This window comes from Cellvibrio sp. PSBB006, assembly GCF_002162135.1.
Lineage (GTDB): Bacteria > Pseudomonadota > Gammaproteobacteria > Pseudomonadales > Cellvibrionaceae > Cellvibrio.
The window spans coordinates 4245881-4261175 of sequence record NZ_CP021382.1; the positions used below are offsets into that span (position 1 = coordinate 4245881).

General features: G+C 51.8%; 13 protein-coding genes. 7 read left to right on the top strand and 6 right to left on the bottom strand.

Annotation, left to right across the window (positions count from 1 at the left end; genetic code table 11):
* Positions 1–60: 60 nt before the first annotated feature.
* From CBR65_RS17630 to CBR65_RS17640, 3 genes are all read right to left on the bottom strand, one after another.
* Positions 61–453 (bottom strand): RidA family protein, encoded by a 393-nt coding sequence (locus tag CBR65_RS17630; protein WP_087468074.1) that lies wholly within the window; start codon positions 451–453, stop codon positions 61–63.
* Positions 450–1928 carry an amidohydrolase family protein gene (locus tag CBR65_RS17635; RefSeq protein WP_087468075.1) on the bottom strand — a complete coding sequence of 493 codons (1479 nt, stop codon included), beginning with the start codon at positions 1926–1928 and terminating at the stop codon, positions 450–452. The genes CBR65_RS17630 and CBR65_RS17635 overlap by 4 nt, the downstream gene beginning before the upstream one ends.
* Positions 1929–2000: 72 nt before the next feature.
* Entirely contained in the window at positions 2001–2867 is an 867-nt protein-coding gene (locus CBR65_RS17640; RefSeq protein ID WP_087468076.1) for a MurR/RpiR family transcriptional regulator, read from the bottom strand.
* Between the two features lie 193 nt (positions 2868–3060).
* Between CBR65_RS17640 and CBR65_RS17645 the strand changes: the two genes are divergently transcribed.
* The 4 genes from CBR65_RS17645 to CBR65_RS17660 all read left to right on the top strand — a co-directional run bounded on the left by CBR65_RS17645 (position 3061) and on the right by CBR65_RS17660 (position 8520).
* Positions 3061–4335: an amino acid deaminase gene (locus CBR65_RS17645; RefSeq protein WP_087469144.1), complete on the top strand. Its 1275-nt coding sequence runs from the start codon at positions 3061–3063 to the stop codon at positions 4333–4335.
* 90 nt (positions 4336–4425) lie between these two features.
* The gene (locus CBR65_RS17650) at positions 4426–6849 is read left to right on the top strand and encodes a beta-N-acetylhexosaminidase (RefSeq protein ID WP_087469145.1); all 2424 of its coding nucleotides are present in this window, start codon (positions 4426–4428) and stop codon (positions 6847–6849) included.
* Between the two features lie 141 nt (positions 6850–6990).
* On the top strand, positions 6991–7383 hold the full coding sequence (locus CBR65_RS17655; RefSeq protein ID WP_198300781.1) for a VOC family protein: 393 nt from the start codon (positions 6991–6993) through the stop codon (positions 7381–7383).
* Between the two features lie 210 nt (positions 7384–7593).
* Complete coding sequence (locus tag CBR65_RS17660; RefSeq protein ID WP_157672137.1) at positions 7594–8520, top strand: hypothetical protein; 927 nt, start codon at positions 7594–7596, stop codon at positions 8518–8520.
* Between the two features lie 42 nt (positions 8521–8562).
* On the opposite strand, the gene CBR65_RS17665 is transcribed toward CBR65_RS17660, so the two are convergent.
* From CBR65_RS17665 to CBR65_RS17675, 3 genes are all read right to left on the bottom strand, one after another.
* A complete protein-coding gene (locus tag CBR65_RS17665) occupies positions 8563–9411 on the bottom strand; it encodes an ABC transporter ATP-binding protein (protein ID WP_198300782.1) in 849 nt (282 codons plus the stop codon).
* Positions 9412–9423: 12 nt separating this feature from the next.
* Positions 9424–10410 (bottom strand): ABC transporter permease, encoded by a 987-nt coding sequence (locus CBR65_RS17670; RefSeq protein ID WP_087468080.1) that lies wholly within the window; start codon positions 10408–10410, stop codon positions 9424–9426.
* A 105-nt stretch (positions 10411–10515) separates the two neighbouring features.
* Complete coding sequence (locus CBR65_RS17675; RefSeq protein ID WP_087468081.1) at positions 10516–11940, bottom strand: CmpA/NrtA family ABC transporter substrate-binding protein; 1425 nt, start codon at positions 11938–11940, stop codon at positions 10516–10518.
* 470 nt (positions 11941–12410) lie between these two features.
* On the opposite strand from CBR65_RS17675, the gene CBR65_RS17680 reads away from it, so the two are divergent.
* The 3 genes from CBR65_RS17680 to CBR65_RS17690 all read left to right on the top strand — a co-directional run bounded on the left by CBR65_RS17680 (position 12411) and on the right by CBR65_RS17690 (position 15264).
* On the top strand, positions 12411–13553 hold the full coding sequence (locus CBR65_RS17680) for a tetratricopeptide repeat protein (RefSeq protein ID WP_087468082.1): 1143 nt from the start codon (positions 12411–12413) through the stop codon (positions 13551–13553).
* Positions 13554–13643: 90 nt separating this feature from the next.
* Positions 13644–14261, top strand: a complete 618-nt coding sequence (locus tag CBR65_RS17685) for an RNA polymerase sigma factor (protein WP_087469146.1) — start codon at positions 13644–13646, stop codon at positions 14259–14261.
* Positions 14254–15264, top strand: coding sequence for a FecR family protein (locus CBR65_RS17690; RefSeq protein WP_198300783.1), 1011 nt, complete (start codon positions 14254–14256; stop codon positions 15262–15264). The genes CBR65_RS17685 and CBR65_RS17690 overlap by 8 nt, the downstream gene beginning before the upstream one ends.
* Positions 15265–15295: the final 31 nt, after the last annotated feature.

The window sequence follows — 15295 nt, forward strand, 5'->3', positions numbered from 1 at the left end:
AATTATTTTTACGGGAATGTTATTGCGCGGCGACAGGGGATTGCCGCCGGGAGATGTGCATTATTTTGCAGGATCTTTGTAGCAAACCACGCCGACCTCTACTTTACAGTCTACTACCAGATCACAAACGGAGCAGATGCGAGCGGGCGGGTGCTCGCCGAAGACTTCACGAAAAACTTTGTTAAAGGATTGAAAATAACGTGCATCGGTGAGGATCACGGTAACGTGAACCACATCGGCCAAACCGTAACCGGCACTTTCCATAATTTTCAGGCAATTGTTGATGGCGAGACGCGATTGCTCAACGATACCGCCTTCCACGACTTCACCATCGGTCATGGGAGTCTGACCGGATACATACAACCAACCACCGGCGGCTACCGCGCTGGAAAAAGGCAAATGCTGACCACCGGTGCCAACGCCGCCTGCGGCACCGAAACGAGTAATGCTCATAAGGTTTCCTCACATAAAACTAACGATGATGTTGACGGAGATTGCACGGCGCGCGCGAGAAATTTGCCGGCACGTTGCGCACTGAGTTGGCCACTGCTGTAAGACAAGTGACCATTAACCCATACTTTTTCAATACCGGCAGCGCTTTGTTGTGGCCGTTCAAAGGTCGCCGTGTCTTTGATGCGGTCGATGTTGAACAGCACCAGATCCGCAAAATAATTCTGTGCGATCAGGCCGCGTTGATGCAATTTGAATTCTTCGGCCGACAAGCCGGTCATCTTGCGCACGGCCACGGGCAAGTCAAATAAACCCAGGTCGCGGGCATAATGGCCGATCACACGGGGGAAGGTGCCCCACAAACGCGGATGCGGATGCGGATCATTAGGTAAACCATCGGAGCCAATCATGGTGCGCGGAAAACGCAGGATATTACGCACGTCTTTTTCGTCCATGCCGTGATACACCGCGCCGGCGGGAATCAATTTTTTGGCCGCGTCGAGCAGTGGCAATTTCCAATCGGCGGCAATCTCGGCCAGCAGGCGCCCACCCATCTCCGGGTGCGGTTCGGACCAGGTGATAAACACATCGTAATCGTCGGTTACCTGGCCCAGGTCCAGAGTGCTGGAGCTGGCAGAGTAGGGGTAGCAATCGCAGGCAATCTTTTGTGATTGGGCATGGTGTTCGAGGTGTTTGATGATCTCACTGCTGCGCCCCCAGTTACCGGCGCCGGCACATTTCAGGTGCGACACAATCAGGGGAATCTTGCCGTGCTTGGCGGTGGCAAAGGCTTCGTTCATCGCCTCGATAATGCCATCGAATTCGGTGCGCAGATGGGTGGTGTAGATACCGTCAAAGCGGGCCAGCTCTTCCACCAGCGCCATGACTTCTTCTGTCGTTGCATTGATAGCGCTGTTATAGGCCAAGCCAGAGCTTAAACCCAGGGCACCCTGCGCCATGGCCTCGCGCAGCTGTTTTTTCATGGCGTCGATTTCCAGCCGCGTGGCCGGGCGCATCAGGTCGTCCATATGATTGCTGCGCAGCGCTGTATGGCCCACCAGCGCGCCGACATTGACGGCGGGCTGGGCCGCTTCAACGGCGCTGACATAATCCTGAAAAGTCGGGTAGCTAAAATCGCTCTGTTTGCCCAGCAGGTTCATGGGATTGGGCGGTTCGCCGGTCAGGGTGACCGGACTGGCGCTGATGCCGCAGTTACCGACGATAACAGTGGTGACGCCTTGGGTAATCTTGGCGCGCATCTCCGGGGCTTTAATGACATGGGTATCGTCGTGGGTATGGACATCGATAAAACCGGGGGCGAGGAATAAGCCTTCAGCATCGATTTCGGTGTGGGCGTGGATATTGCTGCCAGCCAGGTGGAGCGAGATCCTTTCGTTAACAATGGCGACATCGGCAGCAAAGGCCGGAGCCCCGCTGCCATCAATAATGGTGGCGCCACGAATCAGGGTTTCGTACATCGTCATCACTCATCGGGGTAAGAGTCGATAAGCCTGCCGGGAAACCGCTGAAATGGCTGATTTCAGAAGTCCCTAGTCCCCCAGGGGCAAACGATCCTTACCGTGTTTGTGTATATCCAGGTTGTGCTTCAAACGCCGCAGTTTTTCGCGGCTCTTACGTTTGTTTTTAATGGCCAGCTCCGTCGCCAGTACATCGATCGCCGCCATCATGACGTAGCGCGATGCGCTGGGTTTGAAGATGTAATCTGTCTCTATCGGCTCTATGGGTATCACCAGATCCACCGATTTACCCAGCGGAGAATCGGCCGGGGTAATCGCTATGGTCTGTGCGCTATACGCGCGGGCAATCTCTGCTGCCTCATTAACATCCGGGCTGTAACCGCCCAGTGACAAACAAATCACGACATCATTGTTATCAATCGCCGCCGCTGCCATGCGCATCAGCATGGGGTCGGAATACGCCGTCGCGGCGAATCCCAGGCGAAACAGGCGATGCTGGCACTCCTGGGCCATGATCGTGGACCCACCACCCACGCCGAAGATCAGGATCTGGCGCGCCTTGCTCAGCATTTCTACTGCTGTGTACACCGTCTCGACGGTGATAAGCTGCGCGTTAAAGTCCAGCGCGCTCTTGATGGTTTCATAGATGCCGTGGATACCGGTTGGCTCGACCTTGACCTCGGAGATAAACCGCTGCCCCACCGCCATCGATTGGGCCAGCCGCAACTTGAGATCGCGGACATTTTTACAGCCCAGTGCGCGGGCAAACCGGGTGATCGTGGCTTCGCTCACCTCGGACTTCTGCGCAAGCTCGCTGATACTGGCGTGCGCGGCAAAATTCAGGTCATCCAGAATTAGTGTAGCTATCTTCCGTTCAGCGTCACTCAATTGATCGTAGAGTTTGGCTATCTGCGACACCATGTCTATCTCGTAACTCACGGTCGGCTCCTCTGGTATCCGGTATTTTCCAGGTATCAGGTATCGCCGATCGATTCGGTCATGATACACGAATGTTTGAAAATACCAATAATTGTCTTTAAATTGTGATAGTTTCTATCATTTTGTCCGCAGTGCAGCGAGCGGTTATATAGAGCCGTATGTTGCCATATTTATGCTTGATCAGGGCTTATTCATGAGTGTTTATAACAATTCTTCACTGGATATCGCCGAGGCGCTTGCCGAAGCACCACTGGTGGTTAAAGGCGGTGGAAAACCGGAGTTCTACCGCAAGCCGGGTTGGAATTTACTGCGTGAGGACGTGAGCCTTCCCGCCGCCGTCCTCTACCGTTCAAGACTGGAAAATAACCTGCAGTGGATGCAGCGATTCGCTGATAAACGTAAGGTCAGCCTTGCACCCCACGGTAAGACCACCATGGCGCCCGCGTTGTTTGCGCACCAGATGGCAGCGGGCTCCTGGGCGATGACCCTGGCCACCGCCACCCAAGTATCGGTGGCGCATCGTTTTGGTGTGCGCCGGGTGATTATGGCTAACCAGCTGGTTGGTCAGCGGAATATGGAGATCATCAGCGAATTGCTCGCCAAAGGTCTGTTGGATTTTTATTGCCTGGTGGATTCGGTTGACAATGTGCGGGAACTGGCCCGCTTCTTCAGCGCGCGCAACCAAAGCCTGCAAGTGCTGATTGAGATAGGCGTAGCCGGTGGCCGCTGTGGTACCCGCACCCCGGCGGACGTGCAGGCGCTGGTGGAAGAGATTGCCCGGCATCCAGTGATTCAATTGGCGGGTATTGAAACCTACGAAGGCGTGATCAAGGGCGATAACCTGGCGGAGCGCATCCGCGCCCATGTGGTGATGGTCAAGGGTTTATGCCTGGATCTGCTGGCTCAGAATGCGTTTGATGTGCAGAAAATTGTGCTGACCGGTGCCGGTTCCGCTTGGTACGACATCGTGGCCGAGGTATTTGGTGAGGAGCTGAACCAACGCATTATCCCGGTGATCCGACCCGGTTGTTACATCGTTCACGATCAGGGGCTGTGCATGCACAACCAGGACAATCTGATGGCCCGCTGCGGCCTGGATGCCGAAATTGACGGCGACCTGCAATCTGCCATGGAAATCTGGGCCTATGTGCAATCCATCCCCGAGCCGGGCCAGGCGGTGATCACCCTCGGCAAGCGCGATGTGGCCTTTGATGCGGGATTGCCTATACCCAATTTACATTACCGTCCCGGGAGCGAATCGCCGGTTGCGGCCTCTCCGGAATGGAAAGTCGTGTCCATGATGGATCAACATGCCGCCATGACCTTTCCGGCGGGAGATGATTTGCGCGTGGGCGATATCATCGCCTTTGGTACGTCCCATCCTTGTTTGACTTTCGATAAATGGCAGCAGATGTGTGTGATCGACGATAACTATAATGTGGTGGATCTGGTGCGCACCTTCTTTTAAACATGCCGTTATAAATAATTCTGTTTGAATTTTCATAATCAGCAGGCGTGATCCTGCTGATGCCTTACCTGACCAACAGTGAATGCTTTTATGAAAACGCTTGCTTTTTTTCTGCTGACTTTTTCTTCGCTTTTTACGTTCGCGGCTCCCGCCACTGAACTGGATTTAATGCCTTACCCCAAACAGCTCACGCTGCAACCCGGCCAGCTGACACTGGATAAATCGTTCCATGTGGTCATTGATGGCGCTGACTCGCCGTTGCTGCGCAAGGAATTGGAACGCTTTGTCATGCGTTTGCAAAAACAAACCGGACTGACTGTGGCGGCCCCGGCGATCCAGAAAGCGGATGCAGAAAAAATAACGGCGCCGGTGCTGCGTGTATCGGTGGAAAATATTCCTGAAGTCGAAAACGGTTATGCATTAGAGCGGGATGAAGCTTATCGCCTTGACGTTACTTCAACGCAGATACTGCTCTCGGCCAATACCCGCACCGGCGCGGTACGCGGTCTGGAAACCTTGTTGCAAATAATTGGTTTGCAGAAGAAAACTGTGCGCGTACCGCAACTGGTGATTGAGGATGCGCCGCGTTTTGTCTGGCGCGGTGTGCTGCTGGATTCCTCGCGTCATTTTTTATCGATGGACACACTCAAGCGCCAACTGGATGCGATGGCGGCGGCCAAGTACAACATCTTTCACTGGCATTTGACTGACGACCAGGGCTGGCGCATGGAGTCCAACGCCTTTCCCAAACTGCACGAATTGGCTTCTGATGGAGAATATTATTCGCAGCAGGATATTCGCGAGATTGTTGCTTACGCGCAGCAACGCGGTATTCATGTGTTGCCGGAGATTGATATACCCGGTCACGCCAGCGCCATCGCGCTTGCCTATCCGGAATTAATGTCGGCGCCTGACCCCTATAAAAAGGAAATTCGTTGGGGCGTACACAAGCCCACGCTCGATCCGACCAATGAAAAGGTTTATGAATTTGTCGATAAATTAATGGCAGAAGTCAGCGCGTTGTTTCCGTTTGAGTATGTGCATATCGGCGGTGATGAAGTTGATCCCGAGCACTGGAATAACAATGCAGACATTCAGGCGTTTATGAAAAAAAATGCACTGGCAGATCACCGTGCGCTGCAAGCCTGGTTTAACCGCCGCGTGGTCAATATTCTGGAAAAACACCAACGCAAGATGATTGGCTGGGATGAAATTCAGCATCCCGATTTACCTAAAAATATTGCCATTCAATCCTGGCAGGGGCCGGATGCAGTGAGCGACGCAGTCAGTCATGGTTTCCAGGCCATTCTGTCCACCGGTTATTACGTCGATCAACCGCAACCGACGGCGTATCACTATCGCAATGACCCGGTACCGGTGATCGAAATGCTCGATGATCAGGTGCGCGCGGGCGAGGTATGGGAAACCTGGTCGTTTGAGATTCCGCGCAAACGCGGCAGTGCCATTAAAGGCACGTTTACCTTGATTAACAGGGATGGCGAGCAACGCGGTTTTATCGACTTCAACGGCAAATCACGCCGCGCTGTGCATGATGTAAAAAATATTCACGGTGTAACCCAATTTCACCTCGATACCTGGATGGGGGTATTTACACCGCGTGTCACGCTGCAAGACGGCCAATTACAAGGGGATGTCATCGTCGGCAATGCACTCTACAGGATAACCGGCAAACAAGTTGCTGGCTCGGCTATACCGGATAGCATCATGCCGACAGCAATTCGTCAACAACCCCTGACCGACGCCGCGCGTGAATTGGTACTGGGCGGTGAAGCGGCACTGTGGGCGGAGTTGGTTGACGATACCGTGATTGATTTGCGCTTGTGGCCACGTGCGTTTGCCATAGGCGAACGGCTCTGGTCACCAGTGGCGTTACAGGATGAAGATTCCATGTATCGCCGGATGCAAAAAGTGGGTGACCTGGCTGCTGTGTCCATTGATCTGCAACACCACCAGCAAGCGCACGCCGGTATGATGAAACTGATCAGCAAGCCACAGGATATCAAGCCACTGAAAATCTTCGCCGAAGCCATCGAACAGGCGCAGTATTATCATCGCCACCATGAGAAACATGTATACGGCACCTATTCAAAAGCCGACCCGTTAAATTTATTTGTGGATACCTTGCCGGCGGAAAGCCTGGCGGTACGCGAGCTGGATCAATTGGTTGAGCAGTTTCTGGAAAATCCACGGGATAAACAGGTTAAAAAGCAGTTGTTAGTGTTGTTGAAATCCTGGAACAAAAATCACAAGCCTTTGATGCAGGTTATCGAGCGGAACCCAAGCCTTGCCGATATGAAACCCCTGGCGCAACGGGTTGATCAGGTGACACAGCTGGGCTTAAAGCTGGTGGAACAACATGCCAGCGAGAAGCCGTTACCCGCTGGTCAGCTTGAACCAGCGAGAAAAATTCTGCGCGGCGCACAACAAATGCATCAGGAAATTGTTGTCAGTGCGGCTTATCCTATCGAAAAACTGTTGAACGCAGCTTACTAAACGCTTATCAGGGTCTGCCCGGCATTCATGCAGTGAAAGCGTGAATGTCTTCACGCCCCGCTATATGAAAGCAATATTCGGCTGGCAGCCCGGCTGAATATTGCTATCCTTTCTGTCATCTCTCCTGCAAGTAATAGATTCATGGCACTTAATGGCATACATCACGTAGCGATCATCTGCTTCGATTACAACCGTTCCCGGCATTTTTACGTTGAGGTGTTGGGGCTACAGGTTCTGGCAGAAAATTACCGCACCGAACGTGATTCCTGGAAGCTGGATTTGGCGTTACAGGATGGCTCGCAGTTAGAGTTATTTTCCTTTCCTAACCCACCGCCAAGACCGAGCCGGCCGGAAGCACAAGGGCTTCGGCATTTGGCCTTTCGAGTGACAGATATTCATCCTCAGGTAGAGCGCTTGATGGCACAGGGCGTGGAGGTTGAGCCGATTCGGGTGGATGAGTTTACCGGTATGCGCTACACCTTTTTTCAAGATCCAGATGGTTTGCCATTGGAACTATACGAGATCAGTCTATAGTTCTCCGTCAGTTGCCGAAGTCACTCATCTTTACCAATAAATTTTAAAATCACTAATCCTTGAAGTCGGCACAAAAGGTAGTACGGTGGAGGGTGCGAGACCATCACCGACAGGATGTCGGTGCTGAGCCTACACGGACGTATTCACGGCGTGTCTCGCACCCTCCACCGTACTACCTTTCCAAACTATTGAGAATTACTTGAGGCAATAATGATTACAGCAAATATCTCATCGCATCGCTCTATTACTCAGGTTTGCTTGGTCGTCATGTTTATTTTTCTATTGGCTTCACCAGCGCGTTCGCAAGAAGTGGTGATTGCATTTGAAGATGTGCTCGGCCCATCCGCCACACTGGATGGCATGGCACGCACGCAGATGATTATCAGCGGTTTACGTCGGGCGGAGGTTGAGCAGGCATTGTTTCTGGTGCGTACCAAAAAAATCAATCCGCGTACCAAAAACAGAGAGCGATTGGTGCAGTACGACAAAGCCGGGCATGTGCTGGCGAGCCACGGCCATGATCATAACCTGTTTAAAAAAGTTAACCTGTACGCTTACGAAATCGATCTGTTGAAATCCAATGCTTTGTTGCAAGACTTTGCAAACTATCATGGCTATTTTCACTTTGGTTATTACGCTGCCGGTGGTGACCTGAACGTGCGGCGCAAGCTCCGCGATTTTACGCGGGAGAATGGGCTGCAACCAATCTACGTTAATGTAAAAGTCGATGATGCCTACCTTAACCAACGCTATATCGAGCAAGTGAATGCTAATCGGCGCGTGGATATGGCGGCGTTAGAAAAAGTGTATGTGGATATGGTATGGCAGGGGCTGGTGAATTATTACCAATATGCTATTCCAACGGTGGAGCACCCCAGGATTATTTTGCTGTTACAAGAAAACGATCTGGCCGCTTATTTTATTGCACCGCTGATGGAAAAAATTCTTGAACAGGGTTGGCGTATTGCTTCACCAAACGCCGCGTTTAGCTACCCTAAAATTTCACACGCGCCCATCGGTCTGCAAAATGGCGACGGTTACATGGCTGCCCTTACCGGTATCGACCTGATGGCCAAGGATCTCCCTCTCTACCACCACAATCCCGCCGCCATCAATTATTTCCAACACGCCCCGTAGGTCGGATTAGCGGCAAAGCCGCGTAATCCGACAGGTTATGCGCTACGCAACGTGATTGCGTTTTGTTTCAGCGGCTTTTTCAGAACGCTTGGGGGACAGAGTTTCAATCTTGCGTTGTTTCTCGTAGAGGAAGCGCAATACCGCACTGCGGTAGTGGTTGTATTCTGCGTTGTCGGCCAGTGCCAGGCGATCGCGTGGACGCGGGAGTTTCACATCGAGAATTTCGCCTACCGTTGCTGCCGGGCCGTTAGTCATCATTACAATGCGATCGGACAACAGTACGGCTTCGTCCACGTCGTGGGTAATCATAATAACGGTGTTACCCAACTGGCTTTGAATCTCCATCAATGAATCCTGCAAGTGCGCACGGGTTAATGCATCCAACGCACCGAAAGGTTCGTCCATCAGGAGAATTTGTGGTTCCATCGCCAGTGCGCGGGCAATGCCTACCCGTTGCTTCATGCCGCCGGAGATTTCGTCCGGACGTTTGTGAATGGCGTGAGTCATTTGGACCAGTTCAAGGTTGTGTTCGATCCACTCGCGCATTTCGGCTCGGGATTTTTTTCCTTTGAAAACGCGCTTCACGCCCAGCTCAACATTTTGATAAGCCGTCAGCCATGGCAGCAATGAGTGGTTTTGAAAGACCACGGCGCGCTCAGGTCCGGGCTCGTTGACTTCTTTACCATTTAATACCACGCCGCCGGTGGTGGCTTTATATAAACCGGCAACAATATTCAAAACGGTGGATTTACCACAACCCGAGTGACCGATCAGCGAAACAAACTCGCCTTTGGCAATCTTCAGGTTGACGCTTTGCAGTGCACAAAATGGTCCTTTGGGGGTGGGGAACTCAATGCCCACTTTGGATAATTCCAACTGTACTTGACTCATCACTCTATCCTCCTAACGGATAACGGCAGACTTGTCCCAGTTAACCCAGCTTTGCAGCGCCAGCAAACTGCGATCCAGAATAAAACCGATAAAACCAATGATTAATACGGCCACACAAATACGACCCAATGAATCCGATGAACCGTTTTGAAATTCATCCCAGACAAATTTTCCGAGACCGGGGTTTTGTGCCAGCATTTCCGCTGCGATCAACACCATCCAGGCGATACCCAATGACAAGCGCAGCCCGGTAAACATCATCGGAATAGCTGACGGCAGTACGATAGTGCGCACATGGGTAAACCAACTTAAGCGCAGAACCCGGCTCACATTGATTAAATCCTTGCTGACACCGGCAACGCCCACCGCGGTATTGATCATGGTGGGCCAGAGTGAACAGAGGGTGACGGTGATCATGGATATGACAAAGGATTTTGAAAACATCGGGTCATCAGTGACATAGGTTGCACTGACTACCAGGGTCACCAGCGGCAACCAGGCCAGCGGTGAAACCGGTTTGAATAATTGGATGAGCGGATTAAACGCGCGATACAGGGATTGGCTCAAACCAATCACAATTCCCACCGGAATCGCGATCACTGTAGCCAGTAGAAAGCCACATACAACGGTAATCAGGCTGGTCAGTATCTTGTCGAAAAATGTCGGACGGCCGTTGAATTCACGGACACGAATTTCTGCGCTGGGATCTTCAGCCAGAATCTCGGCATTACGTTTTTCCTGGCGCTCATAAAATTTCCGTTCCCGCTCATTTTCGGCCCGATACTCATCGACAAGGCCGGACCATTGTTGTACGACTTCCTTTGGGCCGGGAAACGTGCCCAACGAAGTATGAATATGTTGTGAACCGATATGCCAGAACAACAAAAAAAACAGCAGGCCGATAAACGGAATCAAAACACCGAGCACAGCATCGCGCAACTGCTGCGGAGACAGCTTGACGGGGCTGATTTTTTTTAAGTTAAGGATCGCGGTATTCATGGCGTCTTCTCCTGTTGCGCTGAATGGTGCACAACATTGGTGTTACAAAAAATAACCTGGTTGATCTGCCGGCGCAGCAAGATGGCGCCGGCAAATCGTTGCACCTTACAGTTTCTCTTTACCTTTCAATCCAATGGCAAACTTGCTCAGATAATCATTGGGCTTGGTACCATCAAACACGATGCCGTCAATAAAGGTATGTGCATCGGTAGCGCGATAACCGGTTTCGCTGGAAAAGTCGGGAAAATCGGTGGCTTTTAATTTGCCTTCCGCAATCAGTTCTTTTGCGGCTTGTTGGTAGACTTCCGGCAGGAAAACTTTCTTGGCAGTTTCCATATACCAGGCATCCGGTTTTTCTTCGGGTATCTGGCCCCAGCGACGCATTTGTGTCAGGAACCAAACCGCATCGGAGTAGTAGGGATAGGTGGCGTGATAACGAAAGAACACATTGAAGTCGGGTTCTTTACGTACATCGCCGCGTTCGTATTCGAAGACGCCGGTCATGCTGTTGGCAATCACTTTATAATCAGCACCGACATAATGTGATTGCGAAATCATCTTCGCCGCTTCGGCGCGATTGGCATTGTCTTTGTCATCCAGCCATTTGCCGGCACGGATCAAGGCTTTCACCACACGAATATGGGTATTGGGATTTTCGTCGGCCCACTCTTTGGTTACACCAAACACTTTCTCAACAATGTTGTTGCGCAGATCGCGGTTGGTTACAACCGGTACACCGATATTGCGAAATACCGCTTGTTGGTTCCAGGGTTCACCAACGCAATAGCCGCTGATAGTGCCGGCCTCCAGCGTTGCAGGCATTTGTGGTGGCGGGGTTACTGAGATAAGGACATCAGCATTTAACTGACCGGTGATGTCACCTTTGTGCGGTGCATAAAATCCCGGCTTGATACCAGCAGCGGCCAACCAATAACGCAATTCATAGTTGTGGGTAGATACAGGAAACACCATACCCATATTGAAGGATTTTCCCTCGTCATGAAAACTTTTGATGACCGGTTTAAGTGCTTCGGCGGTAATAGGGTGAACCGGTTTTCCGTCTTTTACCGGAACATTTTTTTTCATGGCTTTCCATACATCGTTCGACACAGTACAGGCGTTGCCGTGTAAATCCATGGCGAATGCAGTAACAACATGCGCTTCTGTACCGAAGCCGATGGTGGCTCCCAGCGGTTGTCCCGCGAGCATATGGGCACCGTCGAGCTCACCGGTAATTACGCGGTCCAGCAAAACTTTCCAATTGGCTTGCGCCTCTAACTGAACACTCAACCCTTCATCATCAAAATAACCCAGTTCATAGGCAACGGCGAGCGGCACCATATCGGTTAATTTAATAAAACCGAATTTCAAATCTTCTTTTTCGGCGGGGCCGAGTTTGGCTTGTGCGTGGGTTGCTGCCAAGGCAATACAGCAGGTTATTGCAAAGGCGCAATGACGCAACACAGTGATAAAAAGTGAGGCGTTCCTTGAGGTTTCATGAGAAACCTTATATCCGGGTGTGCTAAACATAAAAGCGCTCCAATCTGATGTGCAAAAAAATAGAAACTCGAAAACCTTATGGAAAAATTCTTCGAACGATCTTATTCGGCTGACTGAATATCTGGCATTGTTATTCATGCTGCGTGCACAGGATTACTGGAGGTGATTATTCAAACTCTGTGCCAATCACGATGTGCACAAAAAAATGCAGGCTTTATCTACCCGAAAAAGATGTTTTGCATTTTTTTGCACTTATATGGATCGCATTGATCTGCAATGGGCTATTTTGGAGCTATGATGTAAGAGGTAAATGTGCGCTATGGAAAAGCAATTACGCTCGCTACCGCACTTTTTTGGAACAGTTTGTGGCAGCACGGGATTTAATGTGGGTAGCTTGAATCCAAATCAGTAGAAAAAGATCAATTCGATAAACCCGGTTGTGTTATCAGGTTGTGCTGGCAATTTACATAATGGATAAGAATCATTGCGAGTGACACAGTATGCGAAAAGAATTGCTGAATCAGTGGGTTACCGCTACGGCACTGTGGTTGAGCGTGCTGTTGGCTGGTTGCGCCACTGTTTTGCCGGGCAATGGCGAGGAACCGGATGCGCAGTTACTCCAGTTGGCCTTGAGTGGCGAGCCCTTATTGGGACAGCCCTATTCTGAGGCGAGCCTGCCGGACCGCCAGTTATTTGAACTTACGCCAGCAATGAAAGCCTTTGCCGAACGACATACCGCTGGCATCAAAGGCGGTTTTGCGCGCGCCAGAGCCTTGCATCATGCACTGCTGACACCGAGCACGGCAGGTGGTCACGGCATTACCTACACCGCGTTTTACACCCTGACTGGTGCGGATGCGTTTGACCAACGGCAAGCCAACTGCCTCAGTTTTACCTTGCTTTATGTCACCATGGCGCGGCATATCGGGTTGGATGCTTATGTCAACGAAGTGGATTTACCGCCCACCTGGGACCTGCGTAATCAGGATGCGTTTTTGTTTTTACGGCACGTCAACTCCAGGGTGAAATTACGCCGCGACGAAGTTGTTATTGATCTGGAGATGGATCGCTACAGCAGCACCTATGATCAGCGGCTGATCCCCGAAAAACTCGTCGCTGCCCAGTTTTATAACAATCGTGGAATGGAGTTGTCCGCAGAGGGTGAATTCAAGGATGCGTTCCTGCATCTGCGCAAAGCGTTATTGTTAGATGATCAGCAAAGCTATATCTGGAACAATATGGCTACGGTTTATCGGCGCAACGGTTATTTAAAGGAAGCCGAAGCGCTGTATCTCCAGGGCTTGCAGGTGGACCGCGGGGATCTGACGATCATCAGCAATCTCAGTGGTTTGTATCGACAACTGGATGAACCGGAAAAGGCCGAAACTTTTTTTCGCCTGGCGGAGCGGCACCGCAACAGCAACCCCTACTTTCTTTATTACGAAGCTAACAAATCCTTCGAGTCCGGTGACGCCGAGCAAGCGCGTGATCTGTTAAAGAAAGCTATCAGCAAAGAAAAAGCGGAAGTACGTTTCTATGATCTGGGGGTAAAAATCTACGAAGCCTTGGGCGACCAGAAGCAAGCCGATGCCATGCGTGAACGCGCCGCGCAACGGCGTGAGGCCATGGCTTCACCCTCCTGAACATTTTTTTCACTGGCTATGGCGGAAAAAGCCCGCTCAATCGTCTGTCGCTATGATGGAAATGCTTTTACGCCTTTACCGGTTGAAACTATGTCTAATAACGAAAACGTCAACAGCTTGTTTATTGCCCTGAGAACGACCCTGGCGCGGGCGGTCTCGCATATTGTGCCGCCGCGCGAGGTTGAAGATATCGTGCAGGAAACCTATGTGCGGGTGTGCCAGGTGGGTGAACGGGATGATATTCACCATCCGCGCTCATTTATGTTGCGCACGGCGCGCAATCTGGCGCTGGATCATCGCAAGCGTTCCGAAAGTCGACTGGCCGATAGCATGGAAGACTTGCAGGAGGATTTGCAGGAATTGTCCACCGGCGTCGATGACACCTACGACCGGGTGGCGGCCAACCAGGAATTTGGCTACTTCTGCGAAGCGGTTCGCCAACTGCCGCAGCAATGTCGCAAAGCCTTTGTGCTGCGCAAGGTTTATGGCTACTCCCAAAAGGAGATTGCCGACAGTCTCGGGATCAGCGAGAACACGGTGGAGAAACATATTGCTACCGGTATCAAACGCTGTACCGGCTATATGATGGCGCGTAAAGCGGGTGACCTGCATGATGTCAGCAGGCAAAGTGTCAGTAACAGTCAAATGGCCGATGAGCCTTCACACGAAGAAGCGCCCATGGCAAAAGCAGGTGTTGGTCATGAGTAAGGTGGTGGAGTTTCCCAACAAAGAGCAGATCCACGATCAGGCCAGTGTGTGGATTGCGCGGCTGGATCGCGGCTTGAGTATGGACGAGCAGCAAGCCCTCGGCGATTGGGTGCGGCAGAGTCGTGAACATCGGCGGGTGTTGTTTGAGATGGCCGCGTTGTGGGATCGCATGGACAGTCTCGCACGGTTGGCGGATCTGTTTGATGCACCGCAGCGTGCAAAACCGCGCACACGGGTTTATATGGCGATGGCCGCGTCCGTGATGCTGACCGCGCTCGCCTTCGCCTGGAGCTGGACCTATCTGGCGGGGCGTCATCAAGTGTTGGACGGCGTTTATGAAACCGCCATTGGCGAGCATTCCAGGGTTAATCTTCCGGACGGTTCGCTGCTGGTGCTCAACACCAACACGCGGGTGAGCGTGACATACGATACGGAGTACCGTTTGTTTGTACTGGAGCGGGGCGAGATCAATATTGATGTCGCGCACGATCAGGCGCGCCCCCTGAGTGTGATGGCGGGTGACAGGGTTGTACAGGCAGTGGGTACAGCCTTTAACGTCAAGATGTTCAACGAACGGGAAGTGGAGTTGTTAGTGACAGACGGCAAAGTGCTGGTGGCCAAACGCCAGCCTGACACGGCAGCGATTGATACACCGGTACGTCTGGCGGAAACGGCCATGGCAGTAGCCAAAGGTGAAAAAGTGGTGCTGGGTTCGGCGCAGGAAGCTATTGCTCAGGTCGCTGAAACCGATATCGCGGCGCAATTGAGTTGGCGTGAGGGCAATCTGATTTTTCGCGGCGAAAGCCTTGAGCAGGCGCTGGCTGAAATCACCCGTTATACATCGGTTGAATTTGAAGTCATGGATGAGCGCATCAAGCAGGAGCGCATCGCTGGATTGTTCAAGGCGGGTGATGTAGACGGTTTGCTGGCCACCTTGACGCGCAATTTTAATATTGAGAGTGAACGTCTGGATGACAATAAGATTTTGCTGCGCGCCCGCTAAAAAATTCCCCGAGCCTTGCTTGTTGTGCTGT

Bases quoted from the DNA above. Each gene is read 5' to 3' on its own strand.
- CBR65_RS17630 (WP_087468074.1), bottom strand. From the start codon at position 453: ATGAGCATTACTCGTTTCGGTGCCGCAGGCGGCGTTGGCACCGGTGGT.
- CBR65_RS17635 (WP_087468075.1), bottom strand. From the start codon at position 1,928: ATGTACGAAACCCTGATTCGTGGCGCCACCATTATTGATGGCAGCGGG.
- CBR65_RS17645 (WP_087469144.1), top strand. From the start codon at position 3,061: ATGAGTGTTTATAACAATTCTTCACTGGATATCGCCGAGGCGCTTGCC.
- CBR65_RS17650 (WP_087469145.1), top strand. From the start codon at position 4,426: ATGAAAACGCTTGCTTTTTTTCTGCTGACTTTTTCTTCGCTTTTTACG.
- CBR65_RS17655 (WP_198300781.1), top strand. From the start codon at position 6,991: ATGGCACTTAATGGCATACATCACGTAGCGATCATCTGCTTCGATTAC.
- CBR65_RS17660 (WP_157672137.1), top strand. From the start codon at position 7,594: ATGATTACAGCAAATATCTCATCGCATCGCTCTATTACTCAGGTTTGC.
- CBR65_RS17665 (WP_198300782.1), bottom strand. From the start codon at position 9,411: ATGAGTCAAGTACAGTTGGAATTATCCAAAGTGGGCATTGAGTTCCCC.
- CBR65_RS17670 (WP_087468080.1), bottom strand. From the start codon at position 10,410: ATGAATACCGCGATCCTTAACTTAAAAAAAATCAGCCCCGTCAAGCTG.
- CBR65_RS17675 (WP_087468081.1), bottom strand. From the start codon at position 11,940: ATGTTTAGCACACCCGGATATAAGGTTTCTCATGAAACCTCAAGGAAC.
- CBR65_RS17680 (WP_087468082.1), top strand. From the start codon at position 12,411: ATGCGAAAAGAATTGCTGAATCAGTGGGTTACCGCTACGGCACTGTGG.
- CBR65_RS17685 (WP_087469146.1), top strand. From the start codon at position 13,644: ATGTCTAATAACGAAAACGTCAACAGCTTGTTTATTGCCCTGAGAACG.
- CBR65_RS17690 (WP_198300783.1), top strand. From the start codon at position 14,254: ATGAGTAAGGTGGTGGAGTTTCCCAACAAAGAGCAGATCCACGATCAG.